This is a genomic window from Bradyrhizobium sp. USDA 4011, assembly GCF_054063415.1.
This window is the reverse complement of sequence record NZ_JBSSGG010000001.1, coordinates 3,655,967-3,672,041: the sequence shown is the minus strand read 5'-3', so window position 1 is coordinate 3,672,041 and position 16,075 is coordinate 3,655,967. Positions and strand designations below refer to the sequence as shown.

Below are 16,075 nucleotides of genomic sequence, written 5' to 3'. Positions count from 1 at the left end.
GAACCATCTGGCCCGTCGCTCATCAATGACGTGGTAACCTCGAATGTTGTTCCGCTCGGAACTTGCAAACGTCCGCTGGAACCCGGCGGTTATCGAGCCTGGAACCAGAACTATAAACGTCCTCAGTCATTGACACTGGGGTTGACCGTTTGGAGGTTGCCATGGGCTACGCGAGGTCAATTCATCAGACCGCAATTGTGGTCGAAGACGACACGATCCAGCGCGACATGATTGCGCTGTTGTTGAAAGAGGGCCACTTCGACGTCATCCAGTGCGAAGATGCCGAGACGGCAGCGCTGGCCATCAAGATGCGTCACCCGTCGCTGCTGGTCACCGATATCAAGCTCACGGGTAGAATGAACGGCATCGAACTCGCACAATTGGCCCTCGATTGCGACCCGGGCGTGCGCGTGCTGGTGATCTCAGGCCTGGCGCCGCCCAGCGATCTGCCTGACGGCGTCAAATTTTTTGCCAAACCGGTTTATCCAGCAGCCCTGCTACGCGAGCTGGCGTCGTAACTCCTGGCCGATAGAGACATAGATTGATGCAAGACGATCCCGAAATCGATTGGCACCGCGAGCAGATCACCAGGAACCGTGAACTGCTCGCGGAATTGCAATCCGGAAATACAGCCGGGACTGACGTCTTTCCAGAGACGCAAGCCGAGATCGACCGTCTCACGGCGCAGATCGAGCAGTCGGAACTGATCGTCGCCGCCTATGAGAAAGAGCACCCGCGAAAATGATCGGGGGATCAAGGCAAGCGCGTGGCACGCTGCCTATGCAAACACGGCGTCCAGCGCCGCGTGATACGCCGCCTCGACCAGCGCCGGATAGCGGCGGCCCAACGCTTCCATCTTCACGCCGGAATTCACCTCAAGCACCTGCCACGCGCCATCAACGCGCACGACATCGATCGAAGCGAACCGGATGCCGACGGCCCGTGCGGCCTTGATCGCGAGCGCGACGCAGGCGTCGCGTCTCGCAACATCGGTGAGCAGCACCGGCTCGGCGCCGGCATCGAGATTGTGCCGCCAGTTGAGCAGAAGCCGTTCGCCGGCCGGCGGAACGGCGTCAAGCGCAGCGGCATCGAAGTCCTCGGAGAGGGCCTTCAGCTGTTCGGCCGTCGCGGTCGCCTGCGCCAGCGCGCGCAGCGAGTGGACGCCGTCGCCAACCACCGACGGCCGTGTCTTGCGGTAGACGATCAGCGCGCGATCATCGAGCAGCACGACGCGCACCTCGTCCTTGATCTCGACGTAAGGCGAGATCGCAAGGCTCGGATGCGCGGCGAGGATACGGGCGACCGCCGCCTCCAGCTGCGTTCGCGTCGTCACGCGGAAGACGCGCTCGCCGGAGGTCCCCTCATTGGGCTTGACGACGAGGCCGTGCGGATACTGCTTGAGCAGAAGCGACATCGCATCCAGCGAGTCCGATCCGGGGATGTGCTTGCTGAGCTTGCTGCCGAGAAACAGCCTGTGCGGAACGGCGGGGATGCCGGCCGATTCCAGCACTTCGGCGCAGGCCGATTTGTCGTTGGCGACCTGATGCGCGACCGCGCTGTTCAGCCCGATGTCGTAGCCGATCGCAAGCCGACGCGCGTCGCCCTTGGTCATGATGACCAGCCAGCCGCCGGACCGCACCTCGACGGCAATCGCGTGCGCCAAACAATATTTTTTGATGGTTTCCAGGAAGATTCGCTGGCTGATCAGGACCACGAGATCATTTTCCCTTCACCGTGGTTTTCGCAGCAATTAATTGCCAGATCGGCGCCGATCTCAGCAAGTAAATTACCTGCGGCATGACGTGTTAACGATGTCGCGGTTGAACCTCCGCGCGAAATCGAACGACTGCCATTCTGAGATCGCAATTGCACGCCAGTTGATCTTGACTATCTCATGCATTGGCGCAATGGACACGCGAGATCTTCAATGATTTCGGCCACTTCAGCGCGGTCGCGAGCAGTCTAGAAATCAAATCATTCTAAATCTGATCAGCCGAGAAAACGAAAACCCATGAGCGCGTTCTATCGAGAGAAAGTTCTTTCCGTTCAGCACTGGACCGATACGCTTTTCAGCTTCCGAGCCACCCGCGATTCCGGTTTCCGCTTCCAGAATGGCCAGTTTGCCATGATCGGCCTCGAGGTCGATGGCCGGCCGCTGCTGCGCGCCTATTCGATGGCGAGCGCCAATCACGAGGAAGAGCTCGAGTTCTTCTCGATCAAGGTGCAGGACGGCCCGCTCACCTCCAAGCTGCAGAAGATCCGCGAGGGCGACACCATCCTGGTCGGCCGCAAGGCGACCGGCACGCTGATCACCGACAATTTGATCCCCGGCAAGCGGCTGATGCTGCTGTCGACCGGCACCGGCCTTGCGCCGTTCGCGAGCCTGATCAAGGACCCCGAGGTCTACGATCGCTACGATCAGATCCTGCTGGTGCATGGCTGCCGCCAGGTCTCCGAGCTCGCCTATGGCGAGGAGCTGGTCGCCAAGCTGCGCGACGACGAGCTGTTCGGGCCGCTGCTGTCCGAGAAGCTCTCCTATTATCCGACCGTGACGCGCGAGCCGTTCCGTAACCGCGGCCGCATCACCGACCTGATTACCTCGAACCAGCTGTTTGCCGACCTGCATCAGGGGCCGCTCGACATCGAGACCGACCGCATCATGATGTGCGGCAGCCCGGCGATGCTGGAAGAGCTGAAGCAGCTGTTCGAGACCCGCGGCTTCAAGGAAGGCAGCGGCAACACCCCCGGTCACTTCGTGATCGAGAAGGCGTTCGTCGAGCGCTGATCTCTGTCGTCCCGGGCAAGCGAAGCGCGACCCGGGACCCATAACCACCGTTGCTGATTGGACGAAGGCTGGGGCCCGATCGGGCTCCAGCCTTTTGCATTTTCCCGGCGCAATTGCGAAGGCCAGGACGACATCGGTGTTGGTGGCGCCGTCCATTCCGTCGCTGCTATAACGCCCGCAACGCCGCGCAGCCGTTTCCTGAACGCGGCGACCGAGGGAGCAGTACCTTGTCCATCACCGATCCGGATGCCCCGAAGACCGCCTTTGTGTTCGCCGGCGGCGGCAGCTTTGGCGCGGTTCAGGTCGGCATGCTGCAGGCGCTGGCCGCGCATGGCGTGGCGGCCGATATGGTGGTCGGCTCCAGTGTCGGCGCCTTGAACGGCGCGTTCTATGCCGGCGACCCGACCGTGTCGGGCGTGGCACGGCTGGCCGAGATCTGGCGCGGCTTGAACCGGCAGGACGTGTTTCCGGTCACCTGGCGGACACTGGTGGGCTTCCTGTGGCGGCGCGACTTCCTGATCCCGCATGACGGGGTCCGCAGGCTGATCGAGGATTACATCCCGTTCCGTAATCTCGAGGACGCGCGGCTCCCGATCCACATCGTCACGACGGACATCATCAGCGGCGACAGCGTGGTGCTGTCGGAAGGCTCGACCGCGGAGGCGATCGTCGCATCGACCGCGATCCCCGGCGCATTCACGCCGGTGCACTACCGCGATCATTTCCTCGCCGATGGCGCGATCTCCAGCAACACACCGGTCCGCGTCGCCGTGAAGCACGGGGCAAAGCGCCTGATCGTGCTGCCGACCGGATATGCCTGCGCCAACCAGGCGCCACCGGTCGGCGCGCTCGCCAATGCGCTGCATGCGCTGACGCTCCTGATCGCGCGGCAGCTCGTCAACGAGCTCGAGAACATTGGTCCCGACGTCGCGTATTTCGTGGTGCCGCCGCTCTGCCCGCTGGTCGGTTCGCCCTACGATTTCTCCCGGACATCCGATCATATCGCCCGCGCTCTCGACGTCACCAATGCGTGGCTCGCCAGCGACGGCCTGAAGGCGGGGCATATCCCCCACGAATTGCAGCCGCACGACCACTAGGCAAACGGCGCATGCGACCTCGCCCGCAAGCGCAGGACGATAGTTTCGGGGTCTCTCCACGATTTCTGGATAATGGAAGAATGCCGCTGATTTGCCCGACGAGTCAAGCTGCCTTGTCGAACGCCGGCAGTCGCCGGCTCCTTTGCATGGGGTTGTTTTCGATATTTTGGCAGCGCGCCCCGGCGACGGTAGCTATCGGCCTCGTTCCATAGCCGGGCCATGACGAGTGGACAGGTCAGTTGCAGAAGCCCGCAGGCGCATGTGCGATAGCCTTGCCCGCAAGCGGGAAAGGGGGGCGCAGTCTTTGTGGAGCTCCGCTTCGTTGCACTGCAAAAGGCGATTTCGTTTCAATTTGACTGGCGCCGCACCCACCCAACCGGGCGGTTGTCACATCTGTGACTGCTCGGCCGTATTACCGTAGTGCACTTGTTCCGCGAGTTAGATTAGGCTCACTGCCGACAGGGCATTCAAGGCAGACCGGGGGATTTGATGGATACGTTGCTGCTTCCGTTCTCGCCGCGCTTCATCGTGCTGACGATCTGCGCCGTCGTCACCGCGCTGCTGCTGCTGGTCGGAATTTTCGATCACAAGGTCGTCAAGATCGTTGTGATCCCGCTGGCGATCTTCGGCGCGCTGACATTGCTCGGCATCCGCGACCTGACGCAGAAGAACCACGCGGTGCTGCGCAACTACCCGATCTCGGCGCATGTCCGCTTCCTGCTCGAGGAAATCCGCCCGGAGATGCGGCAGTATTTCTTCGAGAGCGAGAAGGACGGCATGCCGTTCTCCCGCGACACCCGCGCGGTGGTCTATCAGCGCGCCAAGGCGGTGCTCGACAAGCGGCCGTTCGGCACCCAGGAGGATGTCTACCGCGAGGGCTATGAGTGGATGCACCACTCGGTGGCGCCGAAGCCGCGTGCCGACGAGAAATTCCGCATCACCATCGGCGGCCCCGACTGCACCAAGCCGTATTCGGCCTCGGTCTTCAACATCTCGGCGATGAGCTTCGGCGCACTCAGCCCTAATGCGGTGCGGGCGCTGAATGCCGGCGCCAAGAAGGGCGGCTTCGCCCATGACACCGGCGAGGGCGGCGTCAGCCCCTATCACCGCGAGATGGGCGGCGACATCATCTGGGAGATCGGCTCCGGCTATTTCGGCTGCCGCAACCGCGACGGCAGCTTCAATCCGGAACTGTTCGCAAGCGTCGCAGGCGACGACCAGATCAAGATGGTCGAGCTCAAGATCAGTCAGGGCGCCAAGCCCGGCCATGGCGGCGTGCTGCCGGCCGCCAAGGTCTCCGAGGAGATTTCGAAGATCCGGGGCGTGCCGATGGGCGAGGACTGTATCTCGCCGGCCTATCACAAGGCGTTCTCGACACCGCTGCAGATGATGGAATTCGTGGCCCAGATGCGCAAGCTGTCCGGCGGCAAGCCGGCCGGTTTCAAGATGTGCATTGGCCATCGCTGGGAGTTCCTGGCGATCTGCAAGGCGATGAAGGAGAGCGGGCTCTATCCCGACTTCATCGTGGTCGACGGCAATGAGGGCGGCACCGGCGCCGCGCCGCTCGAGTTCATGGACCATCTCGGCATGCCGATGCGCGAGGGCGTCAATTTCGTCCACAACGCGCTGATCGGCATCGGGGCGCGCGATCGCATCAAGATCGGCGGTGCCGGCAAGATCGCGACCGCTTTCGACATGGCGCGCGCGATGGCGATCGGGGCCGACTGGTGCAATTCGGCGCGCGGCTTCATGTTCGCGCTCGGCTGCATCCAGTCCCTGAGCTGCCACACCGATCGCTGCCCGACCGGCGTGACCTCGCAGGACCCGATCCGCAACCGAGCGCTCTACGTGCCGGACAAGATCGAGCGCGTGTACAACTACCACCACTCGACCCTGCACGCGTTGACCGAGCTGCTGGCCGCCGCCGGCCTCGAGCACACCAAGGATCTCCGCCCGATCCACTTCTCGCAGCGGTCCTCGACCACCGACGTCCGCACCTTCGCGCAGCTCTATCCGGCGCTGCGCCCGGGCGAACTGCTCGAAGGCACCCAGGATCCCCGCTTCCGTGAAGCCTGGGCAATGGCGCGCGCAGATTCGTTCCAGCCGGCGGCGTAGGGGCGCGGTTTCGGTTCACCTCTCCCGCTTGCGGGGGAGGTCGCCGCGCATTGCGCGGCGGGTGGGGGCTCTCTCCACGATGTGACACGCGGAGAGAGCCCCCACCCTAACCCTCCCCCGCAAGCGGGAGAGGGGACGCGGTCCCGATGCTGCCAACGCCGGGGCCCTATCTTGTCACGCAGCTGGCGCGCCGAACCATTTGGTCAGCGCCTCGGCGAGGCCGAACTGACTCCGGCCTCCGACCCACGCCACATAACCGTCGGGCCGGACCAGCGCCGCGCCGGGCGCCGCAACCTTTCCGAGCGCCGGAAGCTCCCACGTGCCGGCGTAATCGGCGTCGACCAGCTGAACCCGGTCAGCCCATCCCGCAATGTCGAAGCTGCCGGGCTCGTCGAAATTGAGCAGCACCGGTCGCGCGCCGTGCAGCAGCGCGAAGACCCGCAGCGGACCGTTGGTCGTCGCCAGATCGAGATCGGGCATGCGCCGTCCGAGCAGCGGATGGCCGTCGCCGAGATCGTAGTGCAGGTCGAGGCCCGACATCATCGCGGCGAATTTTCGGCGCGGTTCGTCCATGCGCAGCAGTTCGGAGACGATCTCGTGCATCGCCTTGCTGCGGGCGTCGGTCCGGCCGAGCGCGACATGCGCCATGGTGTTGCGCAGCACGCGGGCCGCCACGGGATGCCGCTCGGCCTGATAGCTGTCGAGCAGGCCGTCCGGTGATGTCAGCTTGACCACCTGGGCGAGCTTCCAGCCAAGGTTCACCGCGTCCTGCACGCCGATATTGAGGCCCTGTCCGCCCATCGGCGGATGCACATGGGCCGCATCGCCGGCCAGCAGCACGCGCTGCTTGCGATAGGTCACGGCCTGCCGGGTCATGTCGGTGAAGCGTGATATCCAGACCGGGCTGTGGATGCCGAAATCGGTGCCGTACACGGCGGCCAGCCGCTCGCTGACGTCGCGCAGGGTCGGCTCCCTGTCCGTGCCGAGTTGCCCTTCGGTCAGCACGAGCCGCACCCGTTCACCGTCTTCGACCTTGCCGATGGCATAGATGCCGCCATCGTCCTGGCGAAAGCCCCATTCCGGTTCGTTCGATGTCTCGGCCTCGGCGATCAGCCAGCTCCTGGTCGGATCCCATCCGGCGAATTCGATGCCGGCCGCCTTGCGGACGATGCTGCGGCCGCCGTCGCAGCCGACCAGATACCGTGCCCGGAGCACCTGGCCATCCGACAGCGCGACATCGACGCCATCCTCGTCCTGCGTGAAGCCGGTCACGTCACGCCCGCGATCGATCGGCACCGCCAGTTGTTCGGCCCATTCGCCGAGCACGCGCTCGATATGATTCTGCCGCAGCCCCAGCGTGAAATTGCGCCGGGTCGGGAAGTCGCTGATCCCGAGCGGAACCAGATGGGAGTGGAACAGCACCGCCGGATGGCGCGTCCCCAGCGCGACGAAGCGATCGCCGATGCCGCGCTGATCGAACACCTCGATGGTGCGCGCGTGCAGACCGCCTGCTCGCGCGCCGATCAGGTCCGGATTCTCGCGCCGCTCGACGATCGTAACGTCAACGCCGGCCAACGCCAGCTCGCAAGCCAGCATCAGCCCGGTCGGCCCTCCGCCGGCAATCACCACAGCATGTTCCCGCATCGCGCACTCCTCCGTTCGATTGGGCGCGCGTTCTACGGGATGACCCCGGGCTTGCGGCAAGCCAGGGGAGTCTACATATATCTGGGTGGGGAGAGGGCGCTGGCGTGGCCGTGTCCCAACCTCGGTCAATCCGTCATTGCGAGGAGCGAAGCGACGAAGCAATCCATGCTTCCGCGCGTGCGGAACTATGGATTGCTTCGCGTCGCCCGCAATGGCTTCGGGATCAGAACTCGCCGTGGATGCGGCCGGAGAAGATGTGCACCGGGCCGCGATCGGCGTTGTAGGCGGGGTTGGTGATGAACTGATAGTCCGCGGTCAGCGTCAGGCTCTTGTTCACCTGGTAGGCATAGTAGGTCTCGAAAATCCGCTCTGGACTGTAGTTGAGCGCGCCGTCGCCGATCAAAAGGCCGAGGCCGCCGGCGGCGATGTAGTCGCGATGCGCTGACGACAGTCCGTTGACCGCGCCGCCGATGCCGATCGTGTCGTTCGCCCGGCCCCAATAGCTGCCCTTGATCGACACGCCGCCGGAGACGCTGCGGTCGACGTCGGTGAACGACAGGATCTCGTTCTGGCCGTCGTTCCAGCTCAGGCGGCCGAACAGGCCGACATCGGTTGCGATCTGCTGCTCGCCGTTCAGGTAGAAGCCGTATTTCAGGTTGTCCTTGCGGATGCCCGCCATCACGGTGTTGATGTCGAGCGACGGGTCAGTGGCTTCGATCGCAAGCGCCTGGCTGTAATTGCCGGTGTTGCCGCGGTTGCCGAACACGCCGACGCGCAGCTTGCCCGGTTGATCGAAGATCGAGTAGCGGCCTTCGAATTCCACCACTGCACCGCCGGTCTTGAACGTCAGGACGTCGGTGTTCGGTGCATTGGGCACCTGGAACACGCCGGCGCGCACCGCCCAGTCCTTGCGGTTGAGCTCGACCACGGCGCCGCGGGTGTAACCTGGCAGATCGGCCGGGAAATCGTAGGCCGCCGAGGCCCACATCGCCCAGTTCATGAAATCGGCGCGCGGGTCCTTGGCGTAGGAATTGCCGTCGAAGAAATCGCCGACCGCAAAGCGTCCGACGACCACCGTGAGGCGGTCGATGTCGCGCTTGCCCGCGATCTGGTTGGGACCGTCGGGGACGTCTTCCTGCTCGCCGCCGAAGCCGAAGGTCTGCTTGAGATAGTAGCGTTGCGGCCGGATCCTCGGATATTCGGCGCCGGCCTTCTGAGCCTCGCCGTTCGGGAAACCGGCGAGGCCGAGCGTGCCGTGGAGGCCGAAGCCCTGCGCAGTCTCCGGATTGAAATAGAGCTCGCCGCCTTCCCAGAGCCGCACGCCGAGAAACGCCGTCGTGGTCCAGGTTTGTTGCGCTTGCCCCGCGCCCGGAAGGCTGTTGGTGCCGCTATAGGGCGCGCGGAACGACAGATAGCCCTGGCCGATCAGCGTGGTCTGCCCATGCACGCTCCAGTCGCTGGAGTCCGGCAGCGCGGACCGCGTCGGTGTCGCCGACCAGGGCGAATCGCCGAGCTGGTAGTTCAGGCCGAATTTCAGCAGATGCAGCCGCGGGTCGATACTGACGCCGGGCATGCCGAAATCGTTGAGACCGAGCGTGCGGCGCGACAGGTCGATGTAGTCGTATTCGAGCTTGGCCGTCCAATTGCCGCTCAGTGCAAATTCGGCGCCGGCGCCGACAGTCCAGCCGGTCTGATACTGGCCGGGCTCCGAGATCACGTCGCCGGCGGTATCGTTGACCCTGACCTGGCTGCGGCCCCAGGCGAAGCCGCCAGTGATGTACGGCATCCAGGTGCCAAAGCTGTAACCGGCGCGGCCGCGCACGGTGCCGACATAGTCGATCGACGAGTTGAAGGGGCCGAGCCTGCGCCGCGGCAGATCGACCGGGCCCACGAATGTCGCATCGGCCTCGACGCCGAGCACGAAGCGGTTTGCGAACTGGTGATTGTATCCGACCTGGAAGCCGCCGATCCCTCCCGTGACACTGTGAGGAAAGAAGACGCCCTGCAAGGGAAGCGGATTGGTATCGGGACCGAGGCTGCCGTCGCCATAGCCGACATGGCCGCCGACGTAAAAGCCGGTCCAGCTATAAACCGCCGCGTTCATGGCCCGTGACTTGACGGCCATATCGGCCGCGGCCGCCGGCGTGCCGAATGCCGCCGCGCCGAGCGCTGCGCCGGCGGCGATGCGAACCCGGAAGAGGCGGACGCAGGTCATGACGCGGCTTTCCGCGAACGGTTGGCGGTTTCGCCCGGCATTGCAGATTTGGCGGCCACTTGCCACCCGAGATTTGTCGTCATTGCCCGCCGTCCCCGGTCCGATCCGTATCGCCCTATCCAAAGCCAGACCAGCACCTAGCATCCACTGTGGCTTGTTGGAAGTAATTCGCAATAGCAACTGAGGCGCGCCCGATACCTCTCCGATTTGCACGCCACTATGACAGTCGCGTAACACGCCGAGGCTGTAGGCCTCATCCGCTACGATCGCCCGCGCCGCTGTGGCAAATCGATCGAAATCCGACCGTTCAAGCAATGTCAGCATGGTCTTCGTCCTTAATCTTGATCAACGTGGGTCGCGTCCTGCCGAGTACGACCCTTGCGCCGGCCCGTTCGACACATCGCGCCATGGACAGCGCCGTCCGCAGCTCGGCGCCTGAAATCTTGCGCCGCTGACAAAGCGCGGTTGCGCCGCGCAAGATGGCGCTTGCCAGCTTGAACAACACGATCGCGCCCCATCTCCGGCCGCGGCCTAGCGCGGTCACGCCCCCACCGTGGCGAGCTGGACGATCCGCAGCAGCACGAGGCCGGCAGCGACGACGAGGTAGCCGCGCAGCACCAGCATCCAGATCCGGCTCAGCGGGCTGAGCCGTGCTGGCGGCAGCCGGTCGAGCGGCGGCATCCGCCAGGTGTCGCGCTCGACCAGAGCGTTTTCGAGCGAAGTGGGTACCGGTTCGCGTGAAGAAAACGCGCCAAAACAAGAATCTGGAGCCCCGTTCCGATTCCATCGGAACGAAAGAGGCTCCAGCGGCGGCTTGCGCTTGAAGCGGAACGACGCGTGGCGGTGCGACGACATCTCGTACAGCTTGACCGCCGCGGTGACTGCGAGCGCGAGCAGGCTGCCGCCGACCAGGATGCCGATGATCCATTGCTCGCTGAGATCCGGGAACAGAACCGCGGCAGTCAGGATCACCGATAGCATCACGAGGCCCGCCACCACCGCGCCCGTGAACAGGTTCAGCCAGGTCGAGTTGATCCAGGGCCCGAGGATGTGGCGGTCGTTGCACAGCAAGAGCAAGAACGCGGTCGCGCTCGGCAGCAGCACGCCGGCCAGCGTCTGCACCGCGTTGGTGAGCAGTCCGAGCGGCGTGCCCGGCGTCAGCACCAGCACGGCGGCGAGCACGATCAGCCCGCAATAGACGCCGTAGAAGCCCTTCGCATCCCACGGCTTGCGGTGCAGCGAGTGCTTGACCGCGAACACGTCACCGATCGCGTAAGCCGTCGAGAGGGAGACCGCGGCCGCGCCGATGATGCAGGCATCCAGTAGTGCGAGGGCAAACAGCACCGCCGGCAGCCGGCCGGCATATTTCTCCAGCCCGACCGCGGTCCCCAGCGCGTCGGTGTAATTGCCGAATTCGGGCTTTCCGGCGAATACCTCGGCGCAGAACGAGATCATCGCCACGGCGCCGACCACGACCAGCACGATGCCGATGCACAGATCCATCCGCTCATAGCGGATGAAGCGCGGCGTGATCCGCTTGTCGACGATGTAGCTCTGCTGGAAGAACAATTGCCACGGCGCCACCGTGGTGCCGACGATGGCGACGATCAAGAGCATCACCTCGCTGAGCTTAGCGCCCTCGGGCATCTTCGGCACGAAGAAATCAGCCGCGATCTGCCCGACCGGCGGATGCACCATCAGGATCACGGGCACCAGCAGCAGGCTGCCGGCGACCAGCACGATGCCGAAGCGTTCGAAACGGCGGAAGGCTCCGGTCGAGACCGCGAGCATCACGATAACAGCCGAGGCCAGAACGCCCCAGAACTGCGAGACGCCGAGAAAACGAAGCGCGAAGGTGATGCCGATGAATTCGGTGACGATGGTCAGCGCGTTCAGCACCAGGAGATCGATGACGCTGAAGGCGCCCCAGAATTTGCCGAAGCGCTCGAAGATCAGCCGCGCATGGCCGACGCCGGTGACGGCGCCGAGCCGCACCACCATCTCCTGGTTGACGTAGAGCACGGGGATCAAAAGCAGCAGCGTCCACAGCAGCGTGGTGCCGTAGTTCTGTCCGGCCTGGGTATAGGTGCCGAACGCGCCGGCATCGTTGTCGCCGACCATCACGATCAGGCCGGGGCCGACGATTGCCAGCAGGGTCTTCAACCGGGCCAGCAAGGTCGCGCGCGGCGCGGTGTCGTCGCGCGCGATGCTGCCGAGCGCGCCGTGGATGTCGCCGGCATGCGCGGTGTCGAGAATGGCGGTTTGGGTGGACTTGGTTTCGGTCATATCGCGTCTCCTCGCCGCCCTTCGGGCACGGCGAGAGGGACGCGGACCGTCAGGCGCGCACGTCTCCGCTGCCGTGAGCAGCGGCATTTCCAGATGTGATGCAGGTCGAGAATCCCGCTGCCGCGCCGCAATGGCGCGCAACGGGACGACTAGGTCCGTCGTCCATATTGGCCTCCTGGCGCATCATCCGGAAAAGTGCGCAGCGGTTTTCCGAACGAGATCATGCGAAAAAGATTCGAGCGCACAGCCGCGACTTTGCCGCGGCGCGACGCGCAGTTGTCACGCGCGGGCCAAAATACCGGCCCGCGCGCCGCTGATGATCGAGATCACCGCTGGTGTCGTCGACGGTCCACCGGCACTCCAGGCGGCCGTCGATCAGGATCCAATGACAGGCCGGGGTTGGACGCCGGCGGTCCGCCGGGCGGCGAAAACCCGGCAGGTTGTCATTGGAATAGGTGGCCGCCCGCGGCGGGATCTGCCGCGGCTCGACAACGCGCCGCGGGCTTGCTTGCCGGAATTTTGCGAGCTTTTCGAACATCGCTCACCTCCACTTCCGCTGTCGCGCGGCAGGCCGGTGAGGAGCAGGCGGTTACGTGAGGCGTGACCACCCATCCACGCAGGCGAAATCTGCGCGATCAGTCTTGCTGTGTTGCGGCGTCAATAGTCCCGTCAGCGGTCTACTGTCGCCTGAGTTGCTACTGCCCATGTGCCTTCTGTGTTGGCTCGTGGTCGGGTTGATGTCCGGGGTCAGACCCCGGTGCGGAACGCATGTTCCGACAATCGGGCACTACGCCTGCCACAATGGCCTGTCAAGCCGATTCTACTATCCTCCGGGGAGGATCATGATTATCCTGCGGGGAGGATAGGAGAACCGAATGTCAGACGACCATCCGCACGCTGCGATCGCCCGTCGCCTCAAGCGTGCCAACGGCCATCTCGAGACCATTGTCGAGATGATCGAGCAGGGCCGGCCCTGTGCGCAGATCGCCCAGCAATTGCAGGCGGTGGAGAGCGCGATCGAGAGTGCCAAGAAGGCGCTGATCCACGATCACATCGGCCACAGCCTGGAGGAGACGCTGAAGGTATCGGGTCCGAAGGGCCGCAACGTGCTGCGCGACTTCCGGCTGATCGCAAAATATCTGTGATCGCCGCGATCAAGAATTGACCCGCCCGGGGGGATCACCGGACGGGTCGTGTGCGACACGGGGTGGATGAGGACCCGTGCCGAACGCAGGATCCGCAGCCCTAGAGCCTATTCGGCTCTGGATTCTTGTTTGACGTGTTTTCTTCACGCGAACCGGCGCCCACTTCGCTCGAAAACACTACGAAAATCCCGTCGATCAGTAGCAGGAGCGCACGCGGCCGATGTAGTTGCCGTAGGCGTCGAACTGGCGCACCCAGGCGCAGCGCCGATAGCCGCCGTCGTAATAGCCGTCACTGGCCGCGATCGCGCTGCCGACGATGGCGGCGCCGACGATGCCCGCGCCAACGCCCCAGCCCCAGCCATACGGCTTGGCGTTGGCCTGCGACGTCGCGGCCGCGATGGTGCCGGTCACGGCGAGCGCGGTGAGGGCGAGGGCGGCAAACTTGGTCTTGATCGACATGGGATACTCCATCCTATTTGGGCGCGGCGCCGGTGTGGTCCGCATGCCCGTTGGACGGAGGCTTTTCGGTTCCGGTTCGAAGGCCGTGACGGAAATATGGTTTCGTGGATTGTTTCGCCGCCTCCGCCAGGACGAAGGAATTCCGGGTCAGCTGGCGCGAAATACGCCCGGATCAAACCGGTCGACGTCGGCCAGCAGCTCGCAGAACGCGCGCGCGCCGTGCTCGATCAGCTGCTCGCCCTTCGCGGCCGAGGCCTTGGTCGCATCGCCGATCGCGCCGCTCGGATTGAGGTCCTGCGCCTGCCAGGCGAACGGCGCCGGCCGCTGGGTCGACAGGAAGCGGTGGTCTTTCTCGATCTGTACGCTCGTGGGCTTGAAATCCGCGATCGCATCCTTGCGCACATGTTGCGGATATTTTGCCAGCATGATCGAGGTCTCGACCGCGCCGCCATGGATGCCGTGGCGCAATTCCTCGGCATCGAACAGCCCGTCCGGCGTGCCGAAGCGCGACCAGCTCGTGGTCACCACCAGCATGCCATGTTGCGCGCGCAAATCCTGCGCCACCAGCTGCATCGCGGCGGAATTGCCGCCATGGCTCGTCACCATCACGAGCTTCTTGATCCCGGCGCGTGCCACGCTCTCGCCGAGCGCCATCCAGCTGTTCAGCGCCACCTCGGTCGGCAGGGTCAGCGTGCCCGGAAAATCGATGTGCTCGGTGGAGATGCCGACCGGCTGCAGGGGCAGGAACGTGGCCGGGATGGCCGCCGGCAGCAGCTGCTGCACCCGCGCCAGATACGCCTCGCCGATCATGACGTCGGTTCCAACAGGCAGATGCGGCCCGTGCTGCTCGGTCGCGGCCAGCGGCAGTACCGCGATCCAGCGCGCGGCCGCGTCCCTGGCGAGGTCGGGCCAGTGGATAACGGTCCAGTCACGGGGCGGAAGCGTCGAGGTCATCAAGCCAGTCGTTTCAATACAAGCGTTTCATGGGATGGATTTGCAGGGTAGTTTGTTTAACATCGGTGAGGCGTTCGCGTCTCCGGGTGCGATCCACGTCTTCCCGCCTTCCATCATGGGCCATATTGATCGACGGAGTCCAACCATGATCCCGGCCTTTTTGCCGCGAGCGTTAACCACGGCCCTTCTGGCCGCCACCCTCGGCGTTTCCGCAGGCCTCCTCCCGGCGCGGGCGGAGACTCTGGACAAGGTCTCGTTCGGCACCAATTGGGTCGCCGAGGGCGAGCATGGCGGGTTCTTCCAGGCGCTCGCCGACGGCACCTACAAGAAGTACGGCCTCGACGTGTCAATCGTGCCCGGCGGTCCCAACGAGAACAACCGCATGCTCTTGATCGCGGGCAAGCTCGACTTCTTCATGAGCGCGAACTCGCTGCAGACCTTCGACGCCGTCACCAACAACGTGCCGCTGGTCGCCGTCGCGGCGATGTTCCAGAAGGACCCGCAAGTCTTCCTGACCCATCCCGAAGTCAAGGTTGGCAAGATCGAGGATCTGAAGCCGCTGACGCTTTTGATCTCGAAGGAAGGCATCACCAGCTACTTCCAGTGGCTGAAATCCGAATATGGCTTCGACGAGAACAAGGTGAAGCCCTACACCTTCAACCCGCAGCCCTTCATCGTGAACAAGCAGACCGCGATGCAGGGTTATGTCACCTCGGAGCCCTTTGCGGTGGAGAAAGCCGCCGGCTTCAAGCCGGACGTGCTCTTGCTCGCCGATTACGGCTTCAACTCCTATTCGACGTTGATCGAGACCCGCCGCGACCTGGTCGACAAGAAGCCGGACCTGGTGCAGCGCTTCGTCGATGCTTCCGTCGTCGGCTGGTACACTTACGTCTACGGCGACAACTCGGCCGGCAATGCGATGATCAAGAAGCTCAATCCGGAGATGAACGACGAACTGCTGACTTATTGCGTCGCCAAGATGCGCGAGCACGGCATCGTCGATTCCGGCGATTCCATCAAGAACGGCATCGGCGCGATGACCGACGAGCGGATGGCGAGCTTCTTCGACAAGATGGTGCGCGCCGGCGTGGTCAAGAGCACCATCGACTATCGCCAGGGCTACACGCTGCGCTTCGTCAACAAGGCGGTCGGCGTCGAGCTCAGGCCGAAGAACTGACGGTGCGGACGGGCGTAATGAGATTTAGCGCAGATGTTGCGGCGCTGGCGGTCTACCTCTCCCCTTGTGGGAGAGGTCGCGTCGCATCGCCAGATGCGATGCGGGTGAGGGGTTCGGCTCTCTCGTGGGACCGGCGCCCCCTCACCCGGCGCTTCGCGCCGACCTCTCCCCAGTGGGAAGAGGTGGAGTTTGCGGCAC

Annotated in this window: 14 protein-coding genes; 7 read left to right on the top strand and 7 right to left on the bottom strand. The window is 64.3% G+C overall.

Annotation, left to right across the window (positions count from 1 at the left end; genetic code table 11):
- The first annotated feature begins 161 nt into the window (after positions 1–161).
- Entirely contained in the window at positions 162–518 is a 357-nt protein-coding gene (locus ACVW1C_RS17140; RefSeq protein WP_456759433.1) for a response regulator, read from the top strand.
- 26 nt (positions 519–544) lie between these two features.
- Positions 545–745 carry a hypothetical protein gene (locus ACVW1C_RS17135; RefSeq protein WP_456759432.1) on the top strand — a complete coding sequence of 67 codons (201 nt, stop codon included), beginning with the start codon at positions 545–547 and terminating at the stop codon, positions 743–745.
- A 33-nt stretch (positions 746–778) separates the two neighbouring features.
- Here the strand turns inward: ACVW1C_RS17135 and ACVW1C_RS17130 are convergent, their stop codons facing one another.
- Positions 779–1,714: an ATP-grasp domain-containing protein gene (locus tag ACVW1C_RS17130; protein ID WP_456759431.1), complete on the bottom strand. Its 936-nt coding sequence runs from the start codon at positions 1,712–1,714 to the stop codon at positions 779–781.
- A gap of 297 nt (positions 1,715–2,011) precedes the next feature.
- Here ACVW1C_RS17130 and ACVW1C_RS17125 point away from each other — a divergent pair, with 297 nt between their 5' ends.
- From ACVW1C_RS17125 to ACVW1C_RS17115, 3 genes are all read left to right on the top strand, one after another.
- Positions 2,012–2,785 carry a ferredoxin--NADP reductase gene (locus tag ACVW1C_RS17125; protein ID WP_173640228.1) on the top strand — a complete coding sequence of 258 codons (774 nt, stop codon included), beginning with the start codon at positions 2,012–2,014 and terminating at the stop codon, positions 2,783–2,785.
- A gap of 227 nt (positions 2,786–3,012) precedes the next feature.
- Positions 3,013–3,882 carry a patatin-like phospholipase family protein gene (locus ACVW1C_RS17120; protein ID WP_456759430.1) on the top strand — a complete coding sequence of 290 codons (870 nt, stop codon included), beginning with the start codon at positions 3,013–3,015 and terminating at the stop codon, positions 3,880–3,882.
- A gap of 489 nt (positions 3,883–4,371) precedes the next feature.
- Entirely contained in the window at positions 4,372–5,997 is a 1,626-nt protein-coding gene (locus tag ACVW1C_RS17115) for an FMN-binding glutamate synthase family protein (RefSeq protein ID WP_456759429.1), read from the top strand.
- Between the two features lie 174 nt (positions 5,998–6,171).
- On the opposite strand, the gene ACVW1C_RS17110 is transcribed toward ACVW1C_RS17115, so the two are convergent.
- From ACVW1C_RS17110 to ACVW1C_RS17095, 4 genes are all read right to left on the bottom strand, one after another.
- Positions 6,172–7,641, bottom strand: coding sequence for an FAD-dependent monooxygenase (locus ACVW1C_RS17110; protein ID WP_456759428.1), 1,470 nt, complete (start codon positions 7,639–7,641; stop codon positions 6,172–6,174).
- A gap of 223 nt (positions 7,642–7,864) precedes the next feature.
- Positions 7,865–9,856 (bottom strand): carbohydrate porin, encoded by a 1,992-nt coding sequence (locus ACVW1C_RS17105; protein ID WP_456759427.1) that lies wholly within the window; start codon positions 9,854–9,856, stop codon positions 7,865–7,867.
- Positions 9,857–10,396: 540 nt separating this feature from the next.
- The gene (locus tag ACVW1C_RS17100) at positions 10,397–12,142 is read right to left on the bottom strand and encodes an NRAMP family divalent metal transporter (RefSeq protein ID WP_456759426.1); all 1,746 of its coding nucleotides are present in this window, start codon (positions 12,140–12,142) and stop codon (positions 10,397–10,399) included.
- Between the two features lie 220 nt (positions 12,143–12,362).
- Entirely contained in the window at positions 12,363–12,680 is a 318-nt protein-coding gene (locus ACVW1C_RS17095; RefSeq protein WP_456759425.1) for a hypothetical protein, read from the bottom strand.
- Between the two features lie 337 nt (positions 12,681–13,017).
- Here ACVW1C_RS17095 and ACVW1C_RS17090 point away from each other — a divergent pair, with 337 nt between their 5' ends.
- Positions 13,018–13,287: a metal-sensing transcriptional repressor gene (locus tag ACVW1C_RS17090; protein WP_092119782.1), complete on the top strand. Its 270-nt coding sequence runs from the start codon at positions 13,018–13,020 to the stop codon at positions 13,285–13,287.
- 195 nt (positions 13,288–13,482) lie between these two features.
- Here ACVW1C_RS17090 and ACVW1C_RS17085 read toward each other — a convergent pair whose 3' ends face one another.
- Complete coding sequence (locus ACVW1C_RS17085; protein ID WP_456759424.1) at positions 13,483–13,746, bottom strand: hypothetical protein; 264 nt, start codon at positions 13,744–13,746, stop codon at positions 13,483–13,485.
- 147 nt (positions 13,747–13,893) lie between these two features.
- The gene (locus ACVW1C_RS17080) at positions 13,894–14,700 is read right to left on the bottom strand and encodes a creatininase family protein (protein WP_456759423.1); all 807 of its coding nucleotides are present in this window, start codon (positions 14,698–14,700) and stop codon (positions 13,894–13,896) included.
- Between the two features lie 145 nt (positions 14,701–14,845).
- Between ACVW1C_RS17080 and ACVW1C_RS17075 the strand changes: the two genes are divergently transcribed.
- Positions 14,846–15,877, top strand: a complete 1,032-nt coding sequence (locus tag ACVW1C_RS17075) for an ABC transporter substrate-binding protein (protein WP_456759422.1) — start codon at positions 14,846–14,848, stop codon at positions 15,875–15,877.
- Positions 15,878–16,075 lie beyond the last annotated feature (198 nt).